This window comes from Leptospira ilyithenensis (assembly GCF_004771005.1).
In the GTDB taxonomy this organism is placed as follows: domain Bacteria; phylum Spirochaetota; class Leptospiria; order Leptospirales; family Leptospiraceae; genus Leptospira_A; species Leptospira_A ilyithenensis.
Map to the genome: position 1 here is coordinate 123,836 of NZ_RQHV01000050.1, position 15,339 is coordinate 139,174.

The window sequence follows — 15,339 nt, forward strand, 5'->3', positions numbered from 1 at the left end:
AAAATTTTGCCCAAAATGGTTTCTTCCACAGTCTAAGGCTTTAACCCCATTAAAGAACCGATCAGAGATATGTTTAAAGTTGACCACCTGGTCAGGATTGATTTTTATTTGCCTTGCCGGGCCTCGGGGAAAATTATGTTTTTAGACCTTTGGAGAATAAAATGAGCTTTGCTGAGCTTTCGATAAAAAGACCAATTTTCATTACCTGTACCATCGTTTTGATTTTGATTACGGGTTATCTGTCCTTAAACAAATTGGGAGTCGATTTATTCCCCAATATTACAATTCCCGTGGTAACAGTCACAGTTCCTTATCCGGGAGCCGCACCGAACGAAATAGAAACGCTCATTGCAAAACCGGTAGAAGACGAATTATCCACTATCTCCGGGGTCAAAAGAATCAAGTCCATTTGTAACGAAAGTATGGGAACCGTAGTTGTGGAATTCACAATGGAAACGGATGTGAAATATGCAGAGCAACAAGTTCGGGACAAAATCTCTTCCGTAAAACCGAAGTTACCCGACGATGCCAAAGAACCCATCATCCGAAGGATTGATCCGGCGGATCAGCCGATTATCATTTTGGCATTGAGAGCGGATCTTCCCGAAGCCGCCATCTACGATATTGCAAACGAAGAAATCAAACAAAGTCTTCTTACTACGAAAGACGTGGGAAACATCACAATCTACGGAGGCCGCAAAAGAGAAATCCATGTGGAACTGGATCGGGAAAAATTAAAATCCCATATGATCTCGGCTTCCATGGTTTCCAATCGATTGGCTTCCGGCGGAACGAATATCCCTGCAGGTAAGGTAAGCCGTTCCGACAAAGAGTTGGTTTATAGAACTATCAACGAATTCAAATCTCCCGACGAAATCCGGGATACTCCTCTTTCCCTTTTCGGAAACGAAGTTCCGGTCAAAATCGGTCAACTGGGAGAAGTAAGGGACACGATGGAGGACGAAGCTTCCCGTGCTTACTTTAACGGGCAGAAGGCGGTCTTCCTTCTTATTTACAAACAATCCGGTGCGAATACAGTAGCAGTTGCAAAGGATATAAAAAAGAGAGCGGAAGAGATTAATAAGGATCTGGCTAGAAGAAACGGATCTCTCTTCCTTGCGATTGCAAATGACAACTCAACCGCCATCGAAGACAATATTTACGACGTACAGGAAACCATTTTCATAGGTATCGTACTTACCATATTTGTAGTTTTACTCTTCCTCGGAAGCGTTCGCTCCACATTGATTACAGGGCTTGCACTACCAAACTCTCTGTTAGGTGCGTTTATCCTGATGGCGATTGCAGGATTTACGGTAAACGTGATGACTCTCCTCGCTTTGAGTTTGGCTGTGGGTCTTCTCATTGACGATGCGATCGTGGTTAGGGAAAATATTTTCCGCCACAGAGAGATGGGAAAAACGGCAAGACAGGCTTCCATCGACGGAACCAAAGAAGTAACTCTTGCCGTCATCGCCACTACAATGGCCGTCATTGCTGTATTTATGCCGATTGCATTTATCAGCGGTGTTGTGGGCCAGTTCTTAAGAGAATTCGGGCTTACCATTTGTTTTGCCCTATTGATTTCATTGTATGATGCGCTTACCATCGCACCGATGCTTTCCGCTTATTTCGGAGGAGCCGTTGCGGGACATGGTGGCGGTGGCCACGGAGGAAATCATTCCCCTACGGAAACAACAACCAACTCCAAGTCCAAGAAAAAAACGCAGGAAGAGCCCGCTTCCATTTCCACTCCCGCAGAACTGGGGATAGTTGGCAAAGTTCTTTATGTGATCTTTACCCCTCTTCGCATCGTAGTAGCGATTTTGAATTTCGGATTGGAGAAAGTGTTGGCAGTATTCAACAGATTTCAAACCCGTTTGGAAAATGTTTATGCTAAAATTCTGAAGTTCACTCTTAAGTTTCCGATTCTGATTATTTCCGGATCCATTCTACTATTCGTATTCAGTATCTATCTCACCAAATACGTAACGAAAACATTTTTACCTGCACAGGACCAAGGTAAGTTCCAAGTTACACTGGATATGCCTCCCGGCACTTCCGTAGAAAAGATGGCGGGAGTTGCGAAAGAAGTGTATGAAATCATTTCCGCTCACAAAGAAACAAAACAAGTAGCCATGTTCAATACGAACCGAACCACTTCCATGTTCGTTCAAATGATTCCTTCCAAAGAAAGAAAGGTAAACACAAGCCAATTCAAAGACGTACTTAGAAAGGAATTGGCCAAAACTCATGCTTACGCGATTCCGATTGTAAAAGACATCGATATGGTAGGTGGGGGACAAAGACCTTTCGTATTAGTTGTCAGCGGTCAGAACGGACCTGAAGTTCAGGAATACGGCCTAAGACTTTTGGAAAGACTTAAAAAATCAAAAGCATTGTTGGATGTGGATACAAGTTACCGAGCAGGAGCTCCCGAGTTTCGTGTGATTCCCGATCGTTCCAAAGAAGTATTGCTCGGGATTCCCGGGGCAGCCATCGGGATGGAGCTTAGGACTCTCATCGAAGGAACAACTCCCGCCGTATACAGACAAAACGGTGTTGAGTATGACATCAGAGTCCGACTCAAAGAAGGACAAAGAAACCTAAAAGAAAGTTTCTTTCAATCTTATGTTCCTAACTTCAACAACATCATGATTCCTATCAAAAACGTGGCGACCTCCGAAGAAACAACCGGACTCGCAACCATCAACCGGTTGAACAGAAATCAATCTCTGGAAATTTATGCGGACATGGCTCCGGACGGACCGGGGATGGGGGGAGCGATCGAAGAGATCAGCAAGATCACTCAGACCGAACTACCTCTTCCTTCTACAGTGAAGATCAATTATCTGGGACAAGCGGAAAACTTCAAAGAGCTGGGTTCTTCCATGGCAATCGCTATGGGCCTTGGAGTTCTGTTCATCTATATCGTTCTCGCTTCCCTTTATGAAAGTTTCATCACTCCGATTGCCATTATGTTGGTTCTGCCATTGGCGTTATGCGGTGCCTTCATCGCTCTCTTTTTGGCAAACGAATCCATGAACCTGTTTTCCATGATCGCGCTCATCATGCTCATCGGGGTCGCCACCAAAAACTCCATCCTACTTGTGGATTTTACAAACCAGTTGATCCAACAAGGTGTGGAAATGAAAGAAGCGATCATCGAAGCGGGAAGAGAAAGACTTCGTCCGATCCTTATGACATCATTCGCGTTAGTCGCAGGATTCCTGCCGATCGCCATCGGTTTGAACGAAGCTTCCAAACAAAGAACGAGTATGGGTTGGGCACTCATCGGAGGGATTATTTCTTCGACACTGCTCACTCTGATTGTGGTACCTGCCGCATTCTCCTACATAGAAAAATTGAACAATTTCGTAAGAAGAAATTCTCCGGACCCGGACGCGAAGTAAAAAGCTTCCAGCCCCCGACAAAATCTCCAACTAACAACCTGTCTCTCGGGTTTAAGTTGGAGATTTTTTTATCTAACCTCTACCATTCGCAAATGCAAACCCCAAGTTCGTATTTGTTATTTCTTTAGATTATATTCTTGGGCGCCATTTCCGGCTCTCCGCTTCAATCTTTGCTACGCAAAGGATTTCCGCTATGATCCGGGGCGCGGGGAAGGATTTTAATATAGAGATGAGCTTTTAATTTGATTAGATAATAACGAAGGTAAGTAGCCTTATGACGTTTTGTCGGACACTTCTCTATGCTTCTTTTAATTCGAACTGATCAGAACTCACATAACTTAGAAAAGAATGTGATCTTTGTCGATTATAAAATATCTCTATATAATCAAATAGATGATCGTAAGCATCCTTTAAATTTAAAAACACATTAACAGCATTGTCCCAACAATTGCCCTTACGGCTATTACTTCTTCTTATTCTGTTCAGTATTAATTCCCGTCTAACGGAATCAGAACAATAATTGGAACCTCTGTCTGAATGAAATATCAAACCTTTGCCTGGATTTCGTAGAGTAATTGCTTTGTGAAGGGCTTTCGATACCAAATCGGAATCATTATTGTTACTTAGCGCCCATCCAACAACTTTTCGTGAATACAAATCTAGAATCACACAAAGATAAAGCCAACCAGTAGATGCTTTGATATAGGTAACATCGGATACCCAAACTTCATTCTTCTTTTTGGTCTCAAAATCTCGCTTAACAAGGTCTGGGGCGGTGCGATCTGCATGACGGGAATCTGTTGTATTCACTTGATCTAAGATTCTAGGTAGTCCGTAGCTTTTTCGACTATTACTCCAAGTCAAAAATACAAAGCTAAGAAGAGATTCATCTACATTGCCAAATGGCCTTTTCAACCGATTGAGATAGTTATAAAAGTTTGAACGAGATACTTCCAGATACCTTGCCATGCTCGTAACCTTGAATTCCTTCCTATGAGTTGCCATAAACTCTAATCGGGATTCTGTTCTTTCGAGAGCATGGCTGCAAACTTTTTTAAGATGCTATTCTCATCTCTCAGTTTAACTATTTCTTTACGAAGTTTCTTTAACTCCTCGCTCTCTTTCATCTGTTTATCTGTTGGAGGATTTATTTGTTCTGAATTTTTCAAGAATTCTGCCTTCCATTGTCTTAGCACAAAATAGCTGATTCCCAATGATTCCGCTACTTCTTTTATTGTGAAAGAACCTGACATCGCTCGTCTCACTGCTTGTTCTTTAAACTCAGGCGAGTATTTTCCTCGTCTCTTCATCTTACACCTCTTGCTTTTTCTTCGCAAAAAAGGTGTCCGGTTTTACGTCATAAGGCTAAATTTCATAGAAAATATTATCCCCCAAAGAATACCCTGCGGGTCAACAACTCCGACAGGCTTCCCCCTCTAACCGATCAGCTCCAACAATTCTTCTCTGCTGATATTTGAGTGTTTTAAATTAGATTCAGAATCAAATAAATTAGAAAAAAGTTGCTGTTTTTTTTCTTGCAGTTCTAACACACGTTCTTCGATAGAACCTTCCGAATACAGTTTATACGCAAAGACAGCTTGAGTTTGCCCGTATCTATGAGCACGATCGGTAGCCTGGTTTTCTACGGCGGGATTCCACCAAGGATCCAAATGAAAAACGGTGTCCGCTTTGGTTAAAGTCAATGCGACTCCTCCCGCCTTCAGGCTGATTAAAAAGAAACGCCTTTCCCCTCTTTGGAATCGTTTCACATATTCCTGACGTTTGGCGGCGGAAGTTTTACCATCCAAATAGAAATATTCGATTTTTCTTTTTTCAAAAACCATTTTCACAATGGAAAGAGAATCCGTAAATTGACTGAAGATGAGAGCGGAAGAAAAAGGTGACATTTGTTCTTCGACCATTGATAACAACCGATTGATTTTTTCCGACTGAAAAGGATCCAATTTTTCCATTCCAATGTCCGGATGACAGGCAATTCTCCTAAGTCTTGTTAGAAGAGGCAAAAGTAAAAACAAATAATCGGAGCCTGCATTCTGTAAAATCGCAATAGCTTCCTTTCTGGCACTTTCATATAATTTTTTCTGTCTATCTCCCATCGGCGTAGGTATCCGGATGTCCGTGCGGGGAGGAAGATCGGTGAGTACGTCCTTTTTCCTTCTCCTTAGCAAAAATTTTTCAGTCCTCTTCTGCAACTCCCGAATGCTTGTCAGGTCTCCTGCAAAAAAATTCCTTTGAAAGGAACGAAGATTACCGAGAAGTCCGGGCATGGAAAGATCCATAAGAGCCCAAAATTCATCCAAATGATTTTCCATAGGAGTTCCGGTCAGACAGAATACCGATTTAACTTTCATTTTACGAAGATATCTTGCTGCATTTGTCTCGTGATTTTTTACATACTGAGCTTCATCCAAAATCATTATCTGAGATTGAATCTTTTCAAAAAGGGGTATATCTCTGGCAAACGTGTGATAGGTGGTTAGGATCATTCCTTCTTTCGGGATTTTTTTCTCCTTGCGGGACGGTCCATGCCAAACTTTCACAACTGCATTTGTTAAAAATCTTTTACATTCATCTTCCCAAACTCCGATCGCCGCCAAAGGAGTAACTATGATCACTTTTGTCTTCGGCTTCTCCTCCAACACTTTCGAAAGAAATGCAAGACATTGGATCGTTTTTCCCAGTCCCATCTCATCGGCAAGAACTCCTCCCGTCCCGAGAGAATAAAGATTATACAGGAATTCGGCACCAGTCTTTTGGTAATCCCTAAGTTCGCCGGTAAACATTTCTCCCGGTAAAAAACCGGAAATCCGACTTCTGGATTCAAACGATTCGGATAACGATCGTTTTAGTTTTCGAAGGGAATTGGCGGATCTGAGACTGGATTCTATATCAAGTGCAATCGCCTGACCTCGATTAAACTCAGAAGATTTTCCATTTTTATCAAGATGGATGCCCGCGCTGTCCAAAGACTTGATTATATTTTCGAATCCAAGATGGGAAAGGTTGACAATACCGTTTTTTTGCAATTTTACAAACTTTCTACCTGCTTTCCATGCCGCATAATAAGCCTTTGTTGCATCGGAGTCCATTCCTTCGATTTGAAGCTCACCGTAAAACCAATCTACCCCGGAAGATTCCTTGATTTGAAAAGACGCCTGTTTTTGAGACGTTAATCCGTCCAGGTCGGGATGAAGTTCCAAAACAAATTTCCGTTTTAATATTTCCGGAAGAGTTTCTGCAAAAAAGGAAGACACTTTTTTCACAGGAATTCTGAATTCGCCGGTTGCTTTTATATATTTCAAAGGAATCTCTTCCTTTAACAATAACCTTTCCTTTTTAGTATTTCGCCTTACCACTGTTCGGTCCGAATGTTCTATAAAAAAATTTGAACGATGATATCTTACCGGTTTTAAAGGAAAATCCGCCAGGACTTTCTCTCTAGGTTGTTTCAATTGTTCCGCAGTATCGGTTTCCGACAGAATCGGTTTCTTTCGCTTGGCTTTTTTCTTATTCAAATCAATCGTAGGAATAAGATCCTCTTTGTATTTTGAATAAACAATGGCAACTTTACCTTTCAGGCTCAGACTATCACCTATCTCTTCGTTATATTCCGGTCCCAAAAAGATAAAAAGCCCCGGACCTTGGGAAATACATTCCGGTAGGATTTCAAGTCCTTCTATTTCCAATGTTCTCAATCTGTCCATTAATTCGAAAATTGCGGAGGAAGTTATGAATCCGTCCGGACTTGCATAGTTCAATATCATTCTCTGGTCGGGACTCGGTCCGTCCCAAAAGACGGGAATCCGTTTTTCAAGATGATCTTGTGTTAGATGGGATGGCAGAGAAGAAACGTAAGGACTTTCCCAAATATACTTTTCATTGTAACGGCTCAAACTCTGTGTTTGCGAAAGAAAAGAATGACTGATTCTTTGAATCCGATAACGGCCTGCTTCATCTTTGCTCAATTTTAATTTGGATACAGAATTGCCTGCAAAATACGCGGCCCTACCATCGTTCGTAAAAACCTGAATCTGCGGAGTTATGGAATGGATATAATAGTTGAAAAGATCGGAAATTCTGAATTTACGATCATAGTTTCCGTATAATAACTTCGATACGAAAGATGCTTGGGAAGTTACAAAAGCATTTGCAGCTTGCAGCAGACCGATTGAATAGAGTGAGGCAAGAGAAAAGATCTGATTTTTGTCATTCATTCCCGCAAATTCGCAGAAAACTCCGTCCGGCATTAAAAAAGCGACAAGTCTCAATTTACCTTTCATAAGATATAATTCTTTCTAATTGAAAATTTTCAATTCATTCTAAATTTTCCGATTTTTATATGGCAAGAACTTAATTTTCATAATATTTTACTTATTTATCCATCATCGCCTATCGAAACTTAAGTTGTCATGACTAACAGAAATTTGCAGGAACTTCCTAAGTTTGAAGATAACTGGTCTTATTTGTATTTTGAGAAAGGCAAAATCGACCAATTCCAAAAATCTATTGCCTTCCGCTATTTAGATAAGACCGTTCCCATCCCAATTGAAACGGTAACCCTACTTCTTTTAGGACCTGGAACAACAATCACCCATGAGGCGATCAAAAGAATTAGCGAAAGCCGTTCCATGGTAGCTTGGACAGGGGAAAAGGGTGTTCGGTTTTATTCGGCAGGTTATACGGGGACATATTCTTCACGAAATCTATTAAAACAAGTTGAGACCTATGCAGATCTAAAATCCAGAGATAGAGTTGTTCGGAAAATGTATCAAATGCGTTTTGACGAAGAGCTTCCCGAAAACCTAAATATTGAACAAATCAGAGGAAAAGAAGGGGCAAGAGTCAGAAAGTTTTACCAAACTTATTCGGAAAAAGTAGGAGTTGAATGGAAATCCAGATCTTATGACCAAAACCAATGGGACTATTCGGATCCACTGAACAGAGCTTTGTCGTCAGCTAATGCTTGTCTCTACGGAATTATTCACGCGGCCATTCTAAGCTCAGGATTTTCCCCTGGAATCGGTTTTGTTCATACAGGCAAACAATTATCATTCGTATATGACATTGCTGATTTATATAAAACGGAAGTTTCGATTCCTTTGGCTTTCGACGTTGTAAAAGAAAATCCCTTTGATGTAGAAAGAAGAGTTCGCCTCAATTGTAGAGATTATTTTCAAAATTCTAAAATCATGAAACGGGTAATACCGGATATGAAGGAGCTGATTTGGGGTGTGTGTATAGAGACGGGATTCGCCTTCCGCCGCTTTTCCCATCCAGGTCAAGTAGACGTCCCCGCCAGCCTTTGCACATGATGCGCAAAGGACAAAAACGTTTACGCTCCCATCGGTCGCTACCATTTCTTTCTGTTACGGTTGTTCGAACCCCAACTTCTTTACGTTAAATTGAAAATGATTTGATCTTGGAATCAGCTTTGCTGATGTAAGGTGGGTGGATGACGGGATTCGAACCCGCGACGACTGGTACCACAAACCAGGGCTCTACCGCTGAACTACATCCACCATATATCTGACTGAACTTTGACCCGAGAGGGATTCGAACCCCCGACCAACGGCTTAGAAGGCAGTTGCTCTATCCAGCTGAGCTACCGGGTCAGATAGAACAACTGACTCGGGATGACAGGATTTGAACCTGCGACCCTCTGTACCCAAAACAGATGCGCTACCACTGCGCTACATCCCGAAAGTAGTTCTGATTCTCCAGTTTTTTGGCAAGAAGTGCCGTGTCAACAAAAGGGAGAGATTATTTTCGCAAACTCTTCAATCGTTCCAAAAGAACAGGGTGATTTGGGTTTTGTTTCAAACCCTTTTGAAAGGCTTTCCACGCAGATTCCAAATTTCCGGATTTTTGGAGCAAAAAACCGAAAGAATCCAAATAAGCCGGATTGTTCGGATCCATACTCAAAGCTTTTCGTAAAGACTCAATCGCTTCTTTCTTTTCCTCCGGGGTAATCCTTGGCTTTAAAGCCAAAAGATAACCTAACGAATTCAAGCTGTTCTTATAATCGGGAGTGCTTTGCAGGATTTTTCTATGAATTTCAACCGCCTCATCCAAACGATGGGTGTATTCGTAGATATGAGCGAGAAAGGACAATAACTTCGGATCGTTCAAAGAAAACTGCAATCTTTCCAAAATGAGTTTTTCAGCGGAATCCCATTCCTTCAATTCAATATAAGAAAACACCTTCAGTCGATAGACATTATCAATTTCGATGAACTTGGGATAATCCTGAATGATATGATCGAAAACTTGAATGGATTTTTTAAAGTTCTTTGTCTGAAAACAACATAGCGCAAAATTATAATGCAAAACAGGATCATTCGGAGAATTGTTTATTTCTTTGTCGATCAGGGTCAACGCCAATGCATAATTCCCCTTTTGCATATAACTGATATAATCTTCTGCCATATAAATTTACTTTGAAATTTGTAATATCCCTTCCAATCGGGAATAATGGGTTAGATCCAATTGTATTGGAGTAACAGGAAGTTTTCCTTGGTAATAAGCTTCAAAGTCGGTTCCCGCATCCTCGTCATGTCCGAGCAGACTTCCGTTCAATTGAAATTCGCTTACCCCTTCGATGATTGTTTTTTTATCGTATTTTTCCGCATAACGCCTACGACCTAATTTTGTAAATACCAATTGGTCGAGTCCGCCATGGCCGGAAATTTCAGGAGGAAAATTTAAATTCCAAACTTCCCCCGCTGCAATCTTTTCAAAATATAAATCCAAAAACTGACTTACCAATTTGGCTTCCCGTTCATATCCGTCTTCCGGGTCGATCCGCCCGGAACTCACAGCCAAGGAAGGAACTCCGTGCAACGCTCCATGTTTTGCGGCACCTACAGTACCGGAATAATGGACATCATAGCCCATATTCACTCCCCGGTTGATTCCGGATAACACCAAATCAATAGAAGGAAAAATCTCAGCATACAATCCGATGTTTACACAATCCACAGGAAATCCGTCGGCTATGTAATGATTGTCGTTGATCCGTTCCACTCTCATGGACTGAAAAACAGTGAGTGCCATGGAAGTGACCGAACGCTCTTTGAGAGGTGCGATCAGATATGTATTGTGCTTTTTTCCTAATTCGGACTCGAGAGCTTTGATTCCACTGGAAGAAATTCCATCATCATTGGTAATCAATATATTCAATTAAAAATCTCCAGCTAATGACTGCAATATGGTAGTTGCAGTATAAAGGTTAAACAACAAAGGAAATAAAATGCTCAAACCGAGCGCAGTATATCCGAATTTGAACGCATCTTTATCTTTTAAGTCGTAGATGTATTTTGCTCCGCGACCTACAAGAAGTGAATACACCAACAGATGAAAGATAAGGACCAATAGCCCGATCCCTCGTCCGCCAAAACCAAGATTTTGCAAAATAGTACAAAAGGGTGCGAACAAAATAAAAATCAGAACGGAATGACGGGCGTAACTGAGTAAAACCGCTACTTTTGCATTCCGTCCTTTTCCTTGCGCATAATAATCAAAAATGATTACAAATATAAAAGGAAAAAAACGAACCGCAATCACGTTGGCAAAAAAACCAAATATAAGAAATCCGATCGTACCGATCGTGTAAGGCGGTGACAACAAGCTCATCCCGGTTGTGATGCCGAGTGCGGCAAATACTGCAAATACCCAATGTATGGAATTTCCCCTCGCCAAAGGGATATCTTTCATCTCTTCAGGAAAACGAAGCGGTTCTAAAAATACGATTTCCAAAAGATCGACAAAATCATAAAACAAATCCCGGATCATAAGCTCAATTTTCCAAGAGAACTGGGTAGAATCACAAGCACTTGAGATTGGAAAAGCAAACTCAACTTATGCGCTTGCAATGCTTTCCCTTCAAAAAGAACCCCGATGGATTGTAAAAAACGATCGAAGGGTGTGATTTCTTTTTCGATGAGAGGGATCAAACCGTCGTAAAGACAAAGTTCGGAAAGTTTTTTATGAGCTTCCCTTCTCCCTCCGATATCATCAACCAATTTGTTTCGGAACGCATCTTCTCCGGAATAGATTTTACCTTCCGCCAGTTCTTCCACCGATTTGACGGTTTTGTTTCTGCCTTTGGCAACATCTTCAACAAACCGACGATAGGTGTCTGTGAGTTGTTTGTTGATCATTTCATCTTCTTCCGCTGTGGAGTCCCGAAAAGGAGAATACATGTCTTTGTATTTTCCCGCTTTATAAGTTCGAACGGATACTCCGTAACGATCCATTAGCCCCTTAAAATTGGGACTGAAGGAAATCACTCCGATAGAACCGGTAATGGTTCCGTTATGAGCAAAGATATAATCGGACGCCGAAGCGATATAATAACCGCCGGAAGCGGCAACATCCTTCATGGATACGACTATCTTTTTGGTTTTACGAAGTTCCAAAAGCTCGTTGAATATTTCCTGGGAAGCGGCAACGGTTCCACCGGGAGAATTGATCTCTACAAGAATTCCTTTGATATTCGAGTCTTCTCCGATATCGCGTAACTCACGTAAAATGGTATCCGCTCCGGTGGAATCATAAGTAGACTCACCAGAATGGATTTCTCCTCCTATGCTGAGAACGACCGCACCGATTTCGGAGGTTTGAAATAATCCTCCGCCTGTTCCTGCGGAAAAACGGCTGGAGCCGGAGCTTGTGGCAATTTGAACGATGCCGAGTACGGTTGCTACGGCGCTAAGTAAAAAACTGAGAAAGAGAAGTAATTGGTTTCTTTCCATGGGACTCCCCCCAAAAAAGCCGCACAAAACAACCAGTCAACTTTAATAATACTTTACATTTTTTCAAAAAATTATATCTTCTTCTTGTACGTAGCTACCGATAATTAGATTGGTAGCTTCAGGGTTTCTTTCTCCATGAAATGGGGACATAACCCGATTATCAAGGAAGGTAAGGACATGGATGTTCGTCTCAACCGGCTTCTCAATTCTGCAGAAAGATTTGTTCAGGACAAAAAGGAAGTAAAAGACACAAATTCTTCAGGAGCAAACGCGAGCGCGAAAGCTTCGGAAACAAAATCGGATTTTGCTGTTAGCCTTCCCGTCCAGTACCACAACATCCAATCAAAGCTGACGGAATTACAAAAACAATTGTCCAGGGAACAATCCCGAATGAGTTTCCTGGAGGACAATAACACCAAACAGGAAGATCTGATTCATATTCTTTTTGAAAACGAGCCATTGTTTCCGGAACTGGCAAATGCCGAAGGAAATTTTTCCAAAAAGGACTCATTGGCTGCGACCCAGTCCGGGATTCGTGCTTTGGTAGAAGAACTGAAAAAGAAAGAAGTAGAAGGAGAAAATATTTTCTCTCTCGGTATGATGCATAGCCCGGAAGAATTCAAAGGGAAAATGGGAGACGTGTCTCCTTATGCACAAAAACCTCTTTCCGAAACTATTGTAAAACGCCTGCTAGGCGGATAAGCCTGGAGTTAAAGCGTTCCCTCAATCTTTTTGACTCCATCTCTTTGCTTTTTTCTTCGATGGTGGGGTCGGGCATCTTTTTCACATCCGGTTTTCTATTACAAGAAACGGGAAATCCCTGGATCGTATTAATCTGTTGGGCCTTGGGCGGTTTACTCGCCCTATGCGGTTCAATCACTTATGCATATGCCGCACGCCTGCTTCCTTTTGCAGGAGGGGACTATGTTTATTTAAAAGTTGCTTATTCTCCACTTTTGGCATTTGTAAGCGGATGGTCTTCCCTACTTACTAATTTTTCCGCCTGTATTTCGGTGCTCGCATTGGCATTCGGAAAGTATATCTGCATTTTATTTCCCAATATCCCTATTTGGAATTCTCCCACCTACAAATTCTTAGGCGTCGATTTTCAAATCGGTACTTCGACCTTCATCGGAGTTTTACCAATCGTATTTTTCAGCGTACTTAATTTTTTCGGAATCAAATCGGCGGTTCGTGTTCAAAACTTTTTTGCAGTAGTTAAAATCATCGGTCTGGTTTTGTTTTTGATATTCGGTTTTTCCTTGGGAAATGCAAATTGGAGTTATCTGTTAGACGCACCTTTTCCCGACTTCCGATCTTTTTCCTTTTTATCCAAACTTTTAATCGGCATCGTACCAGTATCTTTTTCCTATCTGGGTTGGAACATGATTACCTATATAGCCGAAGAGGTAAAATCTCCCGAAAAGAATCTGGTTCATTCCGCGACAACAGCCTGTTTGCTTGTAACCGGATTATATATTTCTTTAAATACTTTATTCCTGGTATCGGCACCTAGCGATGTTTTGTCAGGGCAAGACGGAATCGGAGCAATCGCCTTTCAAAGGTTACTTGGAAGTCACCTGTCCGTTCTCACAACGGGCTTTATTTCCTGGGTTATCCTCGGATCACTCTCGGCGATCATCATTGGCGGCAGTCGGGTGTATTTTGCAATGGCGAGAGACCGTGCTTTTTTGCCGAGCTTTGCAAGAGTTCATAAAAAATACCACAGCCCTTATGTTTCCATTTTTTTTCAAGCTTTGGTCGCCATCCTGTTTTTATTAGTCAAAGAGATAGAAGCATTGCTGTATATGATCACTTGTTCCATATTGGTATTGTCTTGTTTGACGGCAATGACCCCGTTCCGATTCGAAAAGATGGGATTCAAATCCGAATATAAAATTCCTTTTTATCCGTTTCCTATGATCATCTACGTGTTGGCAAACATTGCAGTTATGATTGTTTTATTTAAAGAAAAACCTGTGAACGCATTATGGGGACTGGTGATTACACTCAGCGCAATTCCAGTCTACTACGGCTTTAGGTTAAACAAAAAAATTACGATACAAAAAGAGTTCCGCACTCAATGAAGGAGAGAGATATGAAAAAAATAAAATTTCTATTTCTATTATTACCTATTCTACATTTTACTCCCTTACTGGCTCAGGCAGGTAAGGTAGAAGGCAATGCCGTTCGACTTAAACTTGCGTTACTTTCAGGGTTTTACAATTCGGATTGGGAAAACAGAAACCAAGGCTTTCAACTTTTTTACAATAGAGTTTTGGAAGACAATTGGAAGGATAAAAACAAAGCTTACGGCGGTAAGCTGGGCGTCGATTATTATGCACCTTTAAAAAATACTACTTTCAGCCATCTGCTCTTCGGTGCAAGTTATAGCACAATCAATGGCGGCTTTCCGATGGCAAGATATGGAACGGGAGAATTGCAAACCGGAAAATATTCAGGCGGATACAATCAACTGGAACTCACATTCGGAACAGTGATCAACGCATACGAAGGACTCAGGGTGATTCCTAAATTCGTACATCGCTCTTTGACTCAAAATCTTAAAAACAAAGTGGATACTTACTACTTTACCGATACTAACTTGGGTTTATTGAACGGAACGGAAACTTACAAAAGCAATGCCGCGCTGGGGTATTTAGGTTTGGGTTTGGAGTATGATATCACTCCCACTCTTACGGTTTATTTCGACTCGCTTCTATTCAGCAATTTCCTGATACAATCCAACGGAAAATACCAAGTGGATGGAAACGCACAAGGATTTCTATTGTCCAACAGCTCTACTGTTTCCATGACAAGACTGGATCACTCTCAAGGGAATTATAAAGTCAGTGGTAACCGGTTTTTACTTGGCTTTAACTTAAAGATAACCGACTCGTTCCGATTTTTCATCGCTACGGAAAAGGATACGATTGTAACCGAAATTTCCAATCCGATAGGATCAAACGTTTTAGCACTACTTTCCCTGTCCACTCGTCCCACCTTTGCCGTGCAAGGTGATGCAATCAATAAAACAGTTTACGAAATGCTCTTATATTCGGGAAAACAACGTATCGAGTCCACCACATTACAGTTAGGTGTGGCAAAAGATATTAACTTTTAATTCGAAAGCTTAGGAGTCACATCCTTTC

10 protein-coding genes, 3 tRNA genes and 1 pseudogene are annotated in these 15,339 nt (G+C 41.4%); 5 read left to right on the forward strand and 9 right to left on the reverse strand.

The features are described from left to right. Positions 1 to 161 precede the first annotated feature (161 nt). Positions 162 to 3,413 carry an efflux RND transporter permease subunit gene (locus tag EHS11_RS11915; RefSeq protein WP_135764638.1) on the forward strand — a complete coding sequence of 1,084 codons (3,252 nt, stop codon included), beginning with the start codon at positions 162 to 164 and terminating at the stop codon, positions 3,411 to 3,413. A 297-nt stretch (positions 3,414 to 3,710) separates the two neighbouring features. On the opposite strand, the pseudogene EHS11_RS11920 reads toward EHS11_RS11915, so the two are convergent. Both EHS11_RS11920 and EHS11_RS11925 read right to left on the reverse strand, forming a co-directional pair. Continuing rightward, a pseudogene (locus tag EHS11_RS11920) lies at positions 3,711 to 4,723 on the reverse strand (IS3 family transposase). A gap of 126 nt (positions 4,724 to 4,849) precedes the next feature. Further along, positions 4,850 to 7,714, reverse strand: coding sequence for a DEAD/DEAH box helicase (locus tag EHS11_RS11925; protein WP_135764639.1), 2,865 nt, complete (start codon positions 7,712 to 7,714; stop codon positions 4,850 to 4,852). A 129-nt stretch (positions 7,715 to 7,843) separates the two neighbouring features. On the opposite strand from EHS11_RS11925, the gene cas1e reads away from it, so the two are divergent. After that, entirely contained in the window at positions 7,844 to 8,746 is a 903-nt protein-coding gene (cas1e, locus tag EHS11_RS11930) for a type I-E CRISPR-associated endonuclease Cas1e (protein ID WP_135764640.1), read from the forward strand. 135 nt (positions 8,747 to 8,881) lie between these two features. Here the strand turns inward: cas1e and EHS11_RS11935 are convergent. The 7 genes from EHS11_RS11935 to sppA form a co-directional block, all read right to left on the reverse strand. Then, a tRNA-His gene (locus EHS11_RS11935) sits at positions 8,882 to 8,953 on the reverse strand. Between the two features lie 19 nt (positions 8,954 to 8,972). Beyond that, a tRNA-Arg gene (locus EHS11_RS11940) sits at positions 8,973 to 9,046 on the reverse strand. Between the two features lie 16 nt (positions 9,047 to 9,062). Continuing rightward, positions 9,063 to 9,134, reverse strand: a tRNA-Pro gene (locus EHS11_RS11945). 60 nt (positions 9,135 to 9,194) lie between these two features. After that, positions 9,195 to 9,860 carry a tetratricopeptide repeat protein gene (locus EHS11_RS11950; RefSeq protein ID WP_135764641.1) on the reverse strand — a complete coding sequence of 222 codons (666 nt, stop codon included), beginning with the start codon at positions 9,858 to 9,860 and terminating at the stop codon, positions 9,195 to 9,197. Positions 9,861 to 9,866: 6 nt separating this feature from the next. Continuing rightward, positions 9,867 to 10,613, reverse strand: a complete 747-nt coding sequence (gene surE / locus EHS11_RS11955; RefSeq protein ID WP_135764642.1) for a 5'/3'-nucleotidase SurE — start codon at positions 10,611 to 10,613, stop codon at positions 9,867 to 9,869. Further along, positions 10,614 to 11,225, reverse strand: a complete 612-nt coding sequence (locus EHS11_RS11960) for a hypothetical protein (RefSeq protein ID WP_246047833.1) — start codon at positions 11,223 to 11,225, stop codon at positions 10,614 to 10,616. Then, positions 11,222 to 12,187, reverse strand: coding sequence for a signal peptide peptidase SppA (gene sppA / locus EHS11_RS11965; protein ID WP_135764643.1), 966 nt, complete (start codon positions 12,185 to 12,187; stop codon positions 11,222 to 11,224). The genes EHS11_RS11960 and sppA overlap by 4 nt, the downstream gene beginning before the upstream one ends. A gap of 135 nt (positions 12,188 to 12,322) precedes the next feature. Between sppA and EHS11_RS11970 the strand changes: the two genes are divergently transcribed. The 3 genes from EHS11_RS11970 to EHS11_RS11980 are packed head-to-tail and all read left to right on the forward strand — an operon-like array spanning position 12,323 to position 15,311. After that, positions 12,323 to 12,889 carry an LIC10415 family protein gene (locus EHS11_RS11970; protein WP_246047835.1) on the forward strand — a complete coding sequence of 189 codons (567 nt, stop codon included), beginning with the start codon at positions 12,323 to 12,325 and terminating at the stop codon, positions 12,887 to 12,889. Positions 12,890 to 12,891: 2 nt separating this feature from the next. Beyond that, complete coding sequence (locus EHS11_RS11975; protein ID WP_135764644.1) at positions 12,892 to 14,274, forward strand: APC family permease; 1,383 nt, start codon at positions 12,892 to 12,894, stop codon at positions 14,272 to 14,274. Positions 14,275 to 14,285: 11 nt separating this feature from the next. Next, positions 14,286 to 15,311, forward strand: coding sequence for a hypothetical protein (locus EHS11_RS11980; protein WP_135764645.1), 1,026 nt, complete (start codon positions 14,286 to 14,288; stop codon positions 15,309 to 15,311). The last annotated feature ends 28 nt before the right edge of the window (positions 15,312 to 15,339 follow it).